Annotated in this window: 21 protein-coding genes and 1 tRNA gene; 5 read left to right on the forward strand and 17 right to left on the reverse strand. The window is 21.7% G+C overall.

The window, feature by feature from the left end; genetic code table 4:
- Nucleotides 1-283 precede the first annotated feature (283 nt).
- The 14 genes from AAHM89_RS02235 to AAHM89_RS02300 form a co-directional block, all read right to left on the reverse strand.
- A complete protein-coding gene (locus AAHM89_RS02235) occupies nt 284-2,404 on the reverse strand; it encodes a hypothetical protein (protein WP_342266820.1) in 2,121 nt (706 codons plus the stop codon).
- Between the two features lie 3 nt (nt 2,405-2,407).
- Nucleotides 2,408-4,126, reverse strand: coding sequence for a hypothetical protein (locus tag AAHM89_RS02240; RefSeq protein ID WP_342266821.1), 1,719 nt, complete (start codon nt 4,124-4,126; stop codon nt 2,408-2,410).
- Between the two features lie 15 nt (nt 4,127-4,141).
- Complete coding sequence (locus AAHM89_RS02245) at nt 4,142-5,326, reverse strand: hypothetical protein (RefSeq protein ID WP_342266822.1); 1,185 nt, start codon at nt 5,324-5,326, stop codon at nt 4,142-4,144.
- Between the two features lie 18 nt (nt 5,327-5,344).
- Nucleotides 5,345-5,719 carry a hypothetical protein gene (locus AAHM89_RS02250; protein ID WP_342266492.1) on the reverse strand — a complete coding sequence of 125 codons (375 nt, stop codon included), beginning with the start codon at nt 5,717-5,719 and terminating at the stop codon, nt 5,345-5,347.
- A 17-nt stretch (nt 5,720-5,736) separates the two neighbouring features.
- Nucleotides 5,737-5,922: a hypothetical protein gene (locus AAHM89_RS02255; RefSeq protein ID WP_281748210.1), complete on the reverse strand. Its 186-nt coding sequence runs from the start codon at nt 5,920-5,922 to the stop codon at nt 5,737-5,739.
- A gap of 1 nt (nt 5,923) precedes the next feature.
- Nucleotides 5,924-6,112 carry a hypothetical protein gene (locus AAHM89_RS02260; protein WP_174481134.1) on the reverse strand — a complete coding sequence of 63 codons (189 nt, stop codon included), beginning with the start codon at nt 6,110-6,112 and terminating at the stop codon, nt 5,924-5,926.
- 35 nt (nt 6,113-6,147) lie between these two features.
- A complete protein-coding gene (locus AAHM89_RS02265) occupies nt 6,148-6,306 on the reverse strand; it encodes a hypothetical protein (RefSeq protein ID WP_174480221.1) in 159 nt (52 codons plus the stop codon).
- Nucleotides 6,307-6,322: 16 nt separating this feature from the next.
- Entirely contained in the window at nt 6,323-7,147 is an 825-nt protein-coding gene (locus AAHM89_RS02270; RefSeq protein WP_342266823.1) for a hypothetical protein, read from the reverse strand.
- Between the two features lie 11 nt (nt 7,148-7,158).
- A complete protein-coding gene (locus AAHM89_RS02275; protein ID WP_174480108.1) occupies nt 7,159-7,395 on the reverse strand; it encodes a hypothetical protein in 237 nt (78 codons plus the stop codon).
- Nucleotides 7,395-7,556: a hypothetical protein gene (locus AAHM89_RS02280; RefSeq protein ID WP_342266824.1), complete on the reverse strand. Its 162-nt coding sequence runs from the start codon at nt 7,554-7,556 to the stop codon at nt 7,395-7,397. Before AAHM89_RS02280 ends, AAHM89_RS02275 begins: the two co-directional genes overlap by 1 nt.
- A 3-nt stretch (nt 7,557-7,559) precedes the next feature.
- A complete protein-coding gene (locus AAHM89_RS02285; protein WP_342265856.1) occupies nt 7,560-7,853 on the reverse strand; it encodes a hypothetical protein in 294 nt (97 codons plus the stop codon).
- 2 nt (nt 7,854-7,855) lie between these two features.
- Entirely contained in the window at nt 7,856-8,320 is a 465-nt protein-coding gene (locus AAHM89_RS02290) for a hypothetical protein (RefSeq protein ID WP_338978835.1), read from the reverse strand.
- On the reverse strand, nt 8,320-8,445 hold the full coding sequence (locus AAHM89_RS02295) for a hypothetical protein (RefSeq protein WP_342266825.1): 126 nt from the start codon (nt 8,443-8,445) through the stop codon (nt 8,320-8,322). Before AAHM89_RS02295 ends, AAHM89_RS02290 begins: the two co-directional genes overlap by 1 nt.
- Nucleotides 8,446-8,613: 168 nt before the next feature.
- A complete protein-coding gene (locus AAHM89_RS02300; protein ID WP_342266826.1) occupies nt 8,614-8,865 on the reverse strand; it encodes a hypothetical protein in 252 nt (83 codons plus the stop codon).
- Nucleotides 8,866-9,533: 668 nt separating this feature from the next.
- Between AAHM89_RS02300 and AAHM89_RS02305 the strand changes: the two genes are divergently transcribed.
- Nucleotides 9,534-10,001, forward strand: a complete 468-nt coding sequence (locus AAHM89_RS02305; RefSeq protein WP_342266827.1) for a hypothetical protein — start codon at nt 9,534-9,536, stop codon at nt 9,999-10,001.
- Between the two features lie 711 nt (nt 10,002-10,712).
- Here AAHM89_RS02305 and AAHM89_RS02310 read toward each other — a convergent pair.
- Nucleotides 10,713-10,970: a hypothetical protein gene (locus AAHM89_RS02310; RefSeq protein WP_281748997.1), complete on the reverse strand. Its 258-nt coding sequence runs from the start codon at nt 10,968-10,970 to the stop codon at nt 10,713-10,715.
- A 123-nt stretch (nt 10,971-11,093) separates the two neighbouring features.
- A complete protein-coding gene (locus tag AAHM89_RS02315; RefSeq protein ID WP_252319474.1) occupies nt 11,094-11,255 on the reverse strand; it encodes a hypothetical protein in 162 nt (53 codons plus the stop codon).
- A gap of 176 nt (nt 11,256-11,431) precedes the next feature.
- Here AAHM89_RS02315 and AAHM89_RS02320 point away from each other — a divergent pair.
- From AAHM89_RS02320 to AAHM89_RS02335, 4 genes are all read left to right on the forward strand, one after another.
- Nucleotides 11,432-11,508: transfer RNA gene (locus AAHM89_RS02320), tRNA-Ile, on the forward strand.
- 338 nt (nt 11,509-11,846) lie between these two features.
- Entirely contained in the window at nt 11,847-12,284 is a 438-nt protein-coding gene (locus AAHM89_RS02325) for a transposase family protein (RefSeq protein WP_339046404.1), read from the forward strand.
- A 7-nt stretch (nt 12,285-12,291) separates the two neighbouring features.
- Entirely contained in the window at nt 12,292-12,699 is a 408-nt protein-coding gene (locus AAHM89_RS02330; protein ID WP_342266828.1) for a transposase family protein, read from the forward strand.
- A 203-nt stretch (nt 12,700-12,902) separates the two neighbouring features.
- Nucleotides 12,903-13,139 carry a hypothetical protein gene (locus AAHM89_RS02335; RefSeq protein ID WP_342266829.1) on the forward strand — a complete coding sequence of 79 codons (237 nt, stop codon included), beginning with the start codon at nt 12,903-12,905 and terminating at the stop codon, nt 13,137-13,139.
- 27 nt (nt 13,140-13,166) lie between these two features.
- On the opposite strand, the gene AAHM89_RS02340 is transcribed toward AAHM89_RS02335, so the two are convergent.
- Nucleotides 13,167-14,144: an IS3 family transposase gene (locus AAHM89_RS02340; protein ID WP_342265776.1), complete on the reverse strand. Its 978-nt coding sequence runs from the start codon at nt 14,142-14,144 to the stop codon at nt 13,167-13,169.
- Nucleotides 14,145-14,237 lie beyond the last annotated feature (93 nt).

A 14,237-nucleotide genomic window follows, 5' to 3' on the forward strand; every position in this document is an offset into this window, starting at 1 on the left:
ACATGCTAGCTACTATTTTTAACAACTGTGTTGTAGTTCACTTTTTTAGTTCCTTAACACGTGTTGATAATAGTATTAAAGAGGGTTATTAAAAATTTTAAAATTTTACAATTACAAAAAAAGACAAGATTATTTCTTGTCTTTTTCCTTTGATAATAATTTTTATTTTATCTTATAAAATCTATATTTTTTAAAATACGTCGAATATAAATTTAAGGGTAAAAGAGAATTTAATTTGTCTATCATCATTTTGAAATGGTAATTTTGAAAAGAATTTATTTATCTAGTAATTCATCTTCCTACTTTTTTGGGAACCTCCCTTATTTTTTTTATCTGTTATAATTTCTCCTACTTCTTTTCATTGTGAAATATTTGGACTTGGTGTTGGAGTATTTGGTAATTCAATATTAATCTCATTATTTTTTAATTCATTTATTTTTAAAGTATGACTTGTAATTTTTATAGGTTGAATAATATCTACTTTAACTGTATTTTGTAATTCTTCTAATGAAAAAATATTTGCATATTTTTCATTTCCACCTTCTAAAATTAATTGTCATTTATTAATATCTAATAATTGTAAATATAAAATACCTTCTTCATTATTAATTAAACCTTTTGTAAGAAATATTTTACTTCCATGTATTCCACCTAAATAATTACCTGTTTTAAATTCTACTGTTATTCTTGTATTTACTTGATGAAATGGTGGAGATTCCCATGTAATAATTACTCTATAAAGAGTATTAAAAGCAAGATTAAAATCACCATATTTACGATTATTTATACTTTTACCTATTACTTTTCAATTTTCTTTAACTTGTTTTTTATTTATTTCATTAACAGCACCAACAATAGTTTTATTAGTAGTTTCTAATCTATCATATCTATTATTAAGTAATAATGAAATAGCAAGAGAACTATTTGAAACATCATTTATTCATAATTGGTCTCTATCATCTTTATATGTAAAATATCCTTTCATAAAAACAGATTTTTTATAATAATCAGATAAATCTACTTTACCACCAGTAGCGCTAATTTTATTATTTTCATCAATAGTTATATTAGTACCAGCAATTAATTTATCTTGTTTTTTATCTAATAAATTATTAGTTTCTAGTTTTGTATAATAATCACGTTCAGTACTTTCTTCTGCTATAAATTCAGTTGGTGCACCTTTTCCTATATATTGATATATTTCTTCTATATCACCAATTAAGTTAATTTTTCCACGTTCAGGGTAAGAATTACCTCCACCACTAAATTTTTTATTTCTATTGTTATAGTAAATAGTTCCGGTATTTAAAATTTTTTTATTTTGGATTTGTTCACTATACGTCATGGAATCAACATTTAACAATTCAAATTCATTAAAAACATTATTTAAATAAATTTTAATTACTTTATAAAATTTCATAAAATTATTTTCTGTTGAATATTGATAAATGATTTTAATAAAATATCATTTAAATGTTTCTATATTATTATTTTCAACTTTTTTTCATAAGGGACTAGTTTCAATATTAAATCAATTATTTTTAACATCATTAATATTTTCATTTGCTTTAATTAATTCATTATTTAATTTGGTAATTTCATTTTCATTTGTAGTAATTCGTTTTTGTTGTTTAGCAGAAAAATCACAAGTTGGTGCATGTGTATAATCACCAATTTGTGGATTATTTTGTAATGCTTCGGGTGGTAATGTTCCAATTTCATCAGGTCAATCTAAAATCATTGTTTCAGTTTCTTTATCATAATCTGTTGCAACATAACCTTTATTAATAAATTTACTAACAGGACCTCTATATATTTCATTTTCATTATCATCAACTAAATCATCATATAATTTAATTTGTTTTGATAATGTAAATTCTTTTTGTTGTTCAATTAATTCATCAACTTGATTTCTAGTATAAAATGCTTTTAAGTCAATTTTTTCAACATCTATTTCATCATCATTATAACTTGAAAATATTTGTTTTAATTCTGTTAATCTTGCTCATATTTTCATTCTACTAGGTGCTAAATCTCAAACATTAATCGTAGGAGTACTATTTGCACTAAATTGAGTACCATTATTAAATTGAATAGTAGCATCAACATTAAATTCAATTGGTGTACGATTAAATACTCAATGTTCAACCATAACATAAACCATATCTCTTAATGTTTCTTTAATTAATTCATCTTTAAAACTATCAAAAGGAAATTTAGATAAAATAAAATCAAGATAAGCATTAATATCATTTTGCGCGCGAATAGCAAAAGTTTTAAATCAATCATTAACATTTGGTCATGTTTTTATATATTGCTGTGGTGTTTCTGTAATTTTTCCAGTTAATGGATATCAGTTATTATAATTTTCAAGACTGACATCAGTTCAAAGTTTATTAATCATAATTTATCATTCCTTAAAAAATGCTTGTTTATAATGATGAGTATGTTTTTTTGTTTTTTTATGTGTTATATGTTCAATTTCTTTTTGTATTTTATTTTTGCCTTTTTTTAATTTTTTCTTACTTTTTGCTACAACTTGACTATATGCAAACTTTTCTAAATGATGTAATAATCCAGTACCAAATAAAGTATTTACTGAAAATTTTAAACCAACATTTTTAAATGATTTGTTAATATTTTCAATAGGATTATTAATAACATTTACTACTTTATGATAAGTTCTTATTATTCTAAATATTTCTCTATATACTTTAAAACTATCTTTAATTACTTCTTGAACAACTGGCGGAGCAAATGCTATTGCTTTTAATCATTTATTATGATTTACTCCATAACCAATGTATCAACCACTATATCAACGATATCAATGAAATGGATGTATTTGAGTAACAAAAGTTTTTGCTTTAAGAATACTATCAACAACTGTAATTGGTTTATATTTAGGATTGCGATGATAAATGGTAATTGCACATTTATCTAATGACAAAGGTTGAATTTTACAACCCATAAATACTGGTGAATTTAATGGAATTAATTGTGCATGTTTAATTGCTCTTTTTTTTGCACTAGTAAATAAATCAGTTACTTTTTCTTTTAATTTATTAATTTTTTCAAATGCTTGTTTTTCTAACTTTTCAAATTTTTCTTGTAATTTATATATACTTTCTCTTATTTTTTCAAAATATGGTGTATCTTTTCAAAATTTATTTAAACCTTTTTTTAAATAAAATCTAATATCAAAATATTTAAAACTTTGATTTGCTTTTAAAACAAGTTGATGAATAACATTATTTTTAAAATTAAATTTAATAGCATTAGCACGAATTTTTTGTAAATCTAAAATTAAAGTTTTTCCATATCTATTTTCTGTATGTATTGTATGAACTAAATTTAATCAATCATGCTGATTCATAGATAGTACTTTTTTTAAATCAGTATTAAATTTTTTTAAAAAGTTATTTGCTTTTTCAATATCTTTAATTTTAAATTTAGGAGTTAATTGTGGACTTAATTTTATTAATGTATTTTGTAATAATAAGTGTTCTTTTAACTTTTGTGTTTCTAATTTTTGAAAATTATTTTTATATTGTCTTTCAGCAACATAACCTAAATCTCGTAATACTGTTTCACGATTAGGAGTAAAACTATAATTCATTAAATAACGTTTATTACCAATAATTTTATCTGTTAAAATTTCTTTTCCACTTACTTGACTAATAACTTCTTGTAAATTTTTGGCTTCTTTAATACCAACTTGTTCTAATGTTTTAGTTTCTTGTGCTAGTTTAATAAATTTAGTAGTACGATAACCACGACTAATTTTATTAAGTCCAGCAAATGCAGGTAATAAATTTAAGAAAGTATTTAATTTTGTTACATTTCCTTTTAAATAATCATAAACTTGATTAATAGTAAAATCAGTTGTAGCATAAATACCAAAATTAATAGTACTTGCAATAAAATCACTTGCACCTAATCCAAGGGCTACACTTTCACTTAATCCGCCAGTAAAAGGAGCAAGTGCTACTGCAATTACTTGTACACCAATCATTTCTAAAATTTCTCATCAAAAACTTTTATTTTCTTGTTGGTTACTTGTTCTAGTATGTTTTGGTTTATTTATGTTTAAAAGTATTGCTGTACTAGTTGTACCAATTGGCATGGCATTTAATTTCCTTTATTTAAGAGTTATTTTAATTGGATTTGTTGAACCTTTATAATTTAAATCATTAACATTTGAAGAAATAACTATGTATAAGTCACCCGCTTTTTGTTTTTGATTACTTACATTAGTTTTTCCTTGTGCATCACTAAAATATTTAATAGTTGGATTTGTTAAATTTGGATTTAATGATTTAAGTTCATTAATACTTTTTATTTGTGTATTTAATTCATTGTTATTGTTATTAACATTTGCAGTAATATTTGTTGTTAAAACTGTAATTTTAGTTTTTAAATCATTTTTTTCTGTTTTAATAACTCCACATAACATTCATCTTGATGTTGTTTCATTATTAGAAATATATGGTATTGCTTCTCCAACAACTTCACCAGCAACTTTATATGCTCTTCCTGCTTTATCATCTTTAATAAAATCTACATAAATAACTGTATTTTCTATCATGTATCTTTTCATCGCTCTTGGTGTTGCTAAAATAAAGGTCATTAATTGTTGTTCATTTTTATCATTAGTAAAAATCATATAGTCATCAAGAACGATTTCACATAATACACCTTTTACATATAAATTATTTCCATTTAAACGTAATTGTTGTGCTAACTGATTATCGGTAATTAAACCTTTATTATCAGCTAAATAAACTAAACTATCATAAAGACCATTAGTAATAAAAAATTTACTATTTGCAATGTTTCTAAATTGAAACAAAGTATTTCAAGCAGATAACATCGATTTTAAATAGCCTACTGGTGTTGTATCTTCAATATCAATTTTAGTAGCAAATTTTGCAATTGTTTGTGTATCATCAATTGCTAATTTATCTGCTAAATCATTTGCAACTTCATATTGCATACTATCTAATAAATTTTGTCCATTATTTGCTTTTAAATCTACATCTGCAATAATTTCTCCTGCAAGATATTTTTTAGTTATTTTTTTACTAATTTTATCTGTATCAACATATGGTAATTCATATCTTTTACTTTTATCATCCCAAGCAATAATTTTTACTTCCGGTTTTTTTGGTTTTTTAACAATAAATTCAATATTTACTGAGTCAACAATTTCAGTAGGAAAAAAGTTTGCCCATGGACTATTTGAAATTTTAAAAAACTCTATAAATTCTGGTGCTTCTACTAATCTCTCTGTATTGTCTAAATTTTGATTAAATGGTACTGACATTTTATTTCTTCCTTTCGTTTATAAATAATTTTTCTTTTTATAATTAATTAAAAAATTTTCTTTATCATTTGTTTTATTATTAATAATTATTTGTTTATTGCCACCTGTATTAATTGTTTGTTTAAATACCGGTTGTTCTTTAATCATTTTTTTAATAGTTTCTTCAATTTTTGAATTTTCTATATTACTTGTTTTAAATTTTAAAAAATCATAAAATTCAGTTTTAACTTGATATTTTTTAAATATATTAATCATTTCTTTTTCTTTAATTTCTTGATTAAGTTTATTTAACTTATTTTCTGCTTCATTAACTTTATTTTCTATTTCTTGTTGAGCATTATTTTCATTTAAAGGTTCAGTTGTTTGTTGAACATTATTTTCATTTTCTAACATTTAACATTCTCCTAATCTTATCCCAATAATCAATCTTTAACTAATTGTGGCATTTCACTTATTAATTTTTTATAATCATTAACTGCGTTTTCTAATGTATCAATATCAGAAAATTTAAAACAATTATCAATATGTAAATCAAAATCTCTATCAATACTGATATCTTGTTTTCTATATTTTTCATTAAATTCAATTTTTGTCATATTATTTTTCTCCTTTATTAATTTTTTCGTTTAATTTTGCTAATTTTTTTTGATGTTTTATAATTTTGTTATTTGCTCTAACATGTTTTGGAGTTGTGATAAATCTTTTTAATAAAACAATAATTTCTCTGCAAATTAATGTTCCAACACTTGTTCCAATAATTATTAATTCATGTAAAAATTCTTTCATTTGAATATTTTCCTTTCAATTTTTAATTTTTCTAATTATTCATCAAATTGCCCACCATTAATTCTTTCAATCATTGATTGTGAATTACTTATAATAGTTACTAATAAAGAAATTTCTTTATTTAATTGTTCCATCCTTTCTTTATGTGTTTTTATTTCGTGATTATAATATTCAATTAATTTTTCTTTATTCATAAATTACTCACCTCCTTTATAAACTCATGTGATTATAATCTCAATTTAATGAAGCATTATCGTGATTTAATGCTACTTTGCTCATATTATCACTACCGTATTGACTAGTTGTTTCACTATTAATTCTGAATCTATTATCATTTACTAATCTTGCAGTTTCATCATTAAATGATGTTTCTTGCATTTCTTGAATATGATTTGTAGTTTCCATAGGTAGTAAATTATGGATTATTTCACTTGCACCAGCAATAATAGTAGGTACTGCATAAGCATTCATAAAATCATTATTAATACCCATAGCAACCCCACTTGATATTAAACAACCACCAGTTGCCATATTACAAATTTTTCTTATTGCTTCAAATTTATTAGGTATTAACTCAGTTAATCCACTAATAAGATTTGAAATACCATAAGTATTTAATGAAATATAAGTATCTCAATCCATTAATGACTGATGTTCTTGTTTATTTAATAGTAATCATGGCGGACCTTCTGTTGTGGTTGTAGTAGTTATTGGAATTGGTGTTATTGGAATAATAGGATTAATATTATTTTCTGTTCATTTACTATAATTTGCTAAACCAATTGTTCCTAAACCTAAAATAATTTTTTTAGAACTATTAATTAATTTAGTTTTTGTATTTGGTCTTTGATTTAAATTTCATATATCTAAACCTAATTTTTTACCAAATAATAAACTATTAATTGAACCTAATAATGGACTATCTATTACTTGACCATAATAAGCACTTGTACCTATCATTGCACAAATTGGACTTATACCAGTTCTAATTAATTTAGTTAAAGTATAATTTGATTGATTTTCTATATTTGGCATTTTAATCTCCTTTAATTTTCTAATTTTTTAATTGTTACTTTAATTCAACCTTGATAAACATCATTATCACCAACTATTAATGCAACATTACTTTCGGGATCAGAAACAATTATGTGTTTTGATTTAACATTTGGGTATTGTCTTAAAATAATTGCTCTAATATCATTACTTGTATGAATTGCTTTTGGAAATGGTGATAATATTTCAATTTCATCTTTATTTTCAAACAAAGTAGGTAATATTATCATTAATTATTCTCCTTATTTTTAATTTGATTAGAAATTTCACTTATTATTTTCAATATTTTATATTCATTTTTTAAATCTTTAATTATATAAATTAAAAATATTATTAGTGTTATACTTGTTATTAATATTGGTGCTATTAATAAAATTTTTCATAATATCATTTTTTACTCTTTTCATTTTTTAAATCATTTAACATTGATTGAACAAAATGCACGATTTTTAGGAATGTTTAAAGTGTTAAAGATTTGACCAGTTACAATAATTTCATCGTTTTTGTTTAATAAAATACATCGGTTATAAAGTTTTGGTTTATTAAAAATTAAAGTAACATAATTTAATCCATTTCATTGACCACGAACACTATAATATAATTCCTTATTACCTTTTTCGTAATATTTTGCTTCAATAGTGTTACTCAGTTTTACTGTTAATTTTACATAATTTTCTTTATCTTTCATTTTTATAATTTCCTTAAATAATTATCAAAAATTAATATTTTTTTATGATTTTTTAAATAATATTGAATATGCTTATAAGCATCTTGTTCATGTTTTGTTAATTTTATATTTCCTTTATAATTTGTTATTTTATTTTTATTTTTTGGGTGGTTTTCTAGATAATCTCAGTTGAAAACATCTTGTACTAATACCATTAATGCACCAATAATTTTAGGTGTTGCTAATGGATTAGTTAATAATTGTTTTGAACTTAAAAAGAAATTTTCTACAATAACTAATATTTTTTTATCAATAAATTTTTCTTTAATTAATTGCATTTTTTCTTTATACATATTTTTAGTTCATAAAACAGTTAATGTATTAAATGTTTCATTAAAAACAATATTATTAGTTTCACTTGAATATATAACCATTCCATTACTACCTATTCCTGCTGGGTCAATACCAATAATTAATTCATATTGCATTATCAATCAAATTCACCATTTTTAATTTTTATAATTATTTTATTTAGATTTCCAGAACAACATGTATCTATTTTCCCAAGATATATACTATTTCTTAATTCAGTAATTAATTTTTCTTTATTCATATTTATACCTCCTACTTAACCTAATATTTAAAATACAGTCATAACAAATTGCTTTACTATTTTTATCTCTTAAAAAATATTTTCTTGTTTTTATATCATTAGTATTAAAGAATAAATAATCTAATTTATGTTGTTTACAAGTTCAACAAAAATACTTTTTTTGCATAATTAATCACTTCTACATCAATTACAAACATATCCATATGGGTTTGTATAATCTAAATGTTCAGCAATATCATAATCATCTTCAAATTTTCTAATATTATGTTGTTCTGATTCTAATTCTGTTTTAAAGCGATAAAGCATTTGGATTTTGTCATCTTCATATAATTCATTACATTCAACACATCTTTTTCTTCTTTTTTTAATTTTTTTATCAATCTTTCTTAGTGCTTCATAATCAAGAATTTCTATTACCATAATAATCCTTTCCTAATATGTTCTGTTGCTTCTAGCATAAAGAACATATATTTTGATTTTTAGGTTATTAATAATACTACTATTCGTTTTATTCATTCCATGAAAACTGGGCTCAAAAATAAATTGTGAAATTTTAAAAAGAAATCGAGGCATTCGATTCAATATTTATTTAATTTATGTTTAATAAATTAATATTTTAATTGAACCGGCACCGCTCAATTTTTTTTACAAGTTTGAAATTTATTTTCTCGCCCAAAAAATTTTTCAAAAAAAATAAAAAATAAAACCAACACTTGCTCACTGGGGAGTGGCAAGGTTGGTTAAATAAAGAATAGAATTAATACAATAGGTCCCTACAACAGGTCTATATATACTAGTTTCCAATTCGCTCCCACCCCAAGAATTACCATTAATGGTTAGTATATTTTATTAGGTATCACTCCACTTTTTATTTATCCATGCAAGTCCACATGTTCTAGCTACTATTTTTAACAACTGTGTTGTAGTTCACTTTTTTAGTTCCCTAACACGTGTTGATAATAGTATTAAAGAGGGTTATTAAAAATTTTAAAATTTTACAATTACAAAAAAAGACAAGATTTTTATTCTCGTCTTTTGTCATTTATTTTTAATTCAAGGGTAAAAAAAGAAAGTTTTTATTTTTGAAAATGATTAGTTATCGACATCTTCGACACGCTCCCAAAAAATGAAATCAAAATAATGGTGAAGTTTGGAGTTTAATAGTTTTTGGTAATGATTTATATATTGGAAGTAGAAATCAACTATATGAAAGTAGACTATTTAAACTTTCTCTTAAAGGAGAAAAAATAACAGAAACTATTGGTTGAAGAAATAATAAAAATTATGGTGAGATTTGAAGTTTAGCTGTTGTTAATAATGATTTATATGTTGGAAGTAGAGTTCAAGTTATTGATAATAAATTTTTTAAAGGTGGATTATATAAGTCATCTGATGGTGGTATTACTTTTACTGAAGTATTTGGTTGAAATAAAGATTATGGTGCGGTAGTAAGTTTATTACTTGCAGATAATAATTTATATATTGGAAGCAAAAACTATAGTGATAAAACTAATCAAAATTATCAAGGGAAGTTATTTTTTAAAAGAATAAAATAAAATTATTAAAAAAATAAAAAACATTATAATAAAAATATTATAATATTTAGAAAATATTTAGTTTTTAAATTATTAATAAGATAAAGTATATTAATAAAAATTAATGAACATAGTAATTATTAATAATTTCACAATTTTCGATTGCATCTCAAAAAATATTATTTTTTTCTTTTATTTTAAAAATAAAAATAATTACTATGAATAGAAATACTGTATATAATAAAATTGGAACGATAATTATACAAAAGATAACTCCAATCTGTAATTGAATTCAAGGATAGTAATTATCAGGAAAATGATTTAAGTTACAGAAAGAACTTGCCGAAGTGCTAATAGTATAACTTAAACCAAAATGTTTTAATATTGTATATCCATCTTTAAAATTTGAATGACATTGTTCCTTATTATCGAATTTAAAATAAAAGTTACTAAATCAAATTAAGTATAAACCAGTAATTGTAATTAAAACCGTGATTGCAAATAATATTATAGTTGTTAACTGTAATATTTTAACTTTTTTCATTTTGATACCTCTTTAAATATAAAAAAACATTTTTAGATAATAAAAATAATAAGTTAAGAACTATATTATTTTATGTAAAAATGATAACAAATTTATATTGTTTTTACAATTATTGATTGTATAAGCAAAGTTTTAATTAATTATATAAATGAATAATATTAAGAAAATATTCAAATATTTTCTTAATATTATTTTGATTTATTAATTTGATTCAATATTCTACTTGCATCTAAATTAAATGGTATTACAATAATTTCATAGTGAATAATTTCGCGATTAGGATATCCAAATTTTGTTACTATTTCTTTAAAACTTAGATGAAATAGTGTTGCTAATTCTAATGTTTCAAATGCTTTATATTTTATGTCATCACTTTGATTTGTTTTATATTTTAATAAATAAATTTCTTTGAGTTTTATTTTCATTTCATTTTTATTGCCATTCATTTTTTTACCTCTCAAACTTATATAATTTAACAAGTAAATTATATATAAATTATATCATTTTACTTAATTCATATTTAGTATTTTTTATTAAAAAATTTTAATAAATATACAATAAAAATATGATTATGAAAACGTAGGTGATTTTGCAATAATATCATCATTAATTTTCTCTATATTCTCATTCTCATTTATATCTTTTATATCATCATCATTTAGTGTTGCTTCTTTTCCTAAATTTTGATTTCATTTTTCAATTTTTAAGATATGTATTTTAATCTTTGTCATTCTGAATCCCCTCTTAATAAAAAACCTTGTATGAATAAATTATACAAAAAATTTTTTTTACTTTTAAAAATATAAATTTTTATTATAAGAATATTAAATAAAAATTAAATAAAATATTGTTATTATATATTGCAATCGTGCTTGAACAAATATATAATATCTCTGTTGCTCTTTTTGGGACTATAGCTCAGCTGGTTAGAGCGCACGCTTGATAAGCGTGAGGTCGATGGTTCAAGTCCATTTAGTCCCACCATTATATGTGAAATTATGAAATAAACAGTTTTGTTTATTTTTTTTATTTAAATCAAATTAAAAATTATAATAAAGATGTAAATCAATTGATTTATTAAGAATATAAAAAGTTATATTAAAAACCTATGATTAATCAGATATTTTAATTAGTGATAGGTTTTTAGTAATTGTTATTTTTTTAGTATGTTTTATAATTATTAATTTTTTTTATTTTTGAATTATAAATTAATATATAATGGACATATTCCGTAATTAAATTTTTTAAAAGTCAATTAATAATTTTAAAATTTATTTTATAATTTTGTTATTAACAATAAATTTAGAAAAGTGTTGATAAAAATGATTTTTGAAAATTTAAAAAAATTAAAAAATGAAGAATTTTACAGATATTTTGGTATAAAACGTTTTCATTTTAATGAAATGTTAGAAAAATTAATTGAAATAGAAAAATTAGAAAAAAATAAAGGTCGAAAAAATAAACTTTCAGTAGAAGAAAGATTAATGATGACTTTATTATACTGAAAAGAATATTATACTTTTTTTCAAATGAGTATTAAATCTAAAATGAGCCCATCAAGTTGTTTTCGAAATATTACTTGAGTAGAAAATAAACTTAGTAACCACAAAGATTACCAATTTTTAAAAGAAAGATATAAATTAAAAATTGATAAAAAACAAGAAAATTCAAATGAATTTCAATTTTATTTAATTGATTCAACTGAGATTGAAATTGAAAGACCAACTAAAAAAACTACAGTTAGAATATTTTTCTGGTAAAAGTTGAATGTATTCTATAAAATTTCAAATTGTATATGATTTTTTTAATAAAAAAATTGTTGATATTTTTGCTGATAATGGTAAAGTGCATGATTTTCAAATATTAAAAAATTCAAATCTTGAATTTTCAGAAAAAACAATAATTATTGGTGATTTAGGATATCAAGGTATACAAAATATTTATAAAAATACAATAATACCAATTAAAAGAACTAAAAATAAAAAATTAACTAAACAAGAAAGAAAATACAATAAGATTGTATCTAAAATTAGAATTAAAGTTGAACATGTCTTTGCTTGATTGAAAAGATTCAAAATTTTAGTAAATAAATGTAGAAAATCTAAATTTAAACTTATGTACTTAAGATTTAACTTACTTTGTGAAATTTTTAATAAAATAAAACCATTAAAATAAAAAAAATATTAAAAATATTTTTTTAAAATTTAAATTTTTATCGAGTTAATATAAAAATATTATTAACAATTTTTTGTTTAAAATGTAAACTCATTTTTTAAACTATTTTTTCAAAAAATATTTATTTCTATATTCAATAACACTAAATAGTTTTAAAACAATTTTATTGACAATTAATTAAATTTAATTACGGAATATGTCCTATGAAAAAACAAGAAATATTAACACCAGTTATTAATAGTTCTTTAGTTGAAGATGATGTTAATGCTAAATCAAAAGAAAAACATAAATTTCTAAATTTTATTAAATCATATTTTAAAAATTGACGTAATCATTATAACCGTAATGTAATAGTTAATCCCGAAGATGCTCAATATGCAGTTTTAATTCGTGATTTTACTAAACAGTTTAAAAAATTTAAAGCGGTGGTTGGCCCTTAATTACTGGACCATTTTTGATATAAAATTCTAAATTTTAATTTGTAAAATTGGTGGTTTTAGAAATTTAGAATGTATTCTTTCATAATTATAAAACATAACATATTGATTTACATCATTTATAGCTTCATTGATGGATAAATATTGATTTGATCCTTTAGGTAGTCATTCTTGAGATAAATGAGAAAATCAGTTTTCAGATAATACATTACCACCAATATCATAAGGTTGTTTTTTGCTTAAAATTATTTGTTTATCCTCTGCTCATTTTGTGATATCCTGACAATAAAATTCGTTGGCGTTATCTGAATGTAAAATAACATTTTTTACTTGATTTCAAGAAAATTGTTTGTTGATTTTTTCAAGAGCAGGAAGAATTAAATCCTGATATGATTTATTAGGAGCAATATTATAACTAACAACATTATTTGAATAAAAATCAATAATTACAAAAAGATATAATCATCCTTCTTTAGTATTTATTTGTTTAGTGTCCATTGATCAAATTTGATTTGAAGAGGTTGTACTTTTATAATCTTTGTTTACTTTATCCATTGTAGGTATTCACTTATTTGGATTTTTTTTGTTTTTAGGATAGTTATTTTTAGTTTGTTTTAATCCTTGAATATTGTGTTCTTTCATAATTTTTCGCATTTGTTTTATTGATAATTCTATATTTAAAATGATATTTTTTTCTTGTTTTAATCACTCTTTAAAAGCTGAAAAAATTCTTAAATATCCATAAATTCTGCCTTTTCTTGTAGAATGAAATTCGATTAAAAGTTGGCATATTTTTTGATATTTATGATTGCATTTAATAATATGATTTTCTTCTTTTTTAATAGGTTTTTGTTTATTTTTTAAAAAGTAATATGTTGATCTGTTTAATTGAAGATATTGACATAGGTTTCTAATTGAATATTGATTTTTACAATCATCAATAATTTTAATTTTTTCTTTGATATTTAATTTGTTAATTACTAATGCTATTTGTTTAATTTTATCCATTAATAAAAATCCTTTCAGGTTAAAATTAGTGTTAATTATATAACACAATTGTTTTTAGAATACATTCAGGTTTTTTAAATTAATGGTCTAGTA

The organism is Spiroplasma endosymbiont of Villa modesta, assembly GCF_964030925.1.
In the GTDB taxonomy this organism is placed as follows: domain Bacteria; phylum Bacillota_I; class Bacilli_A; order Mycoplasmatales; family VBWQ01; genus Spiroplasma_E.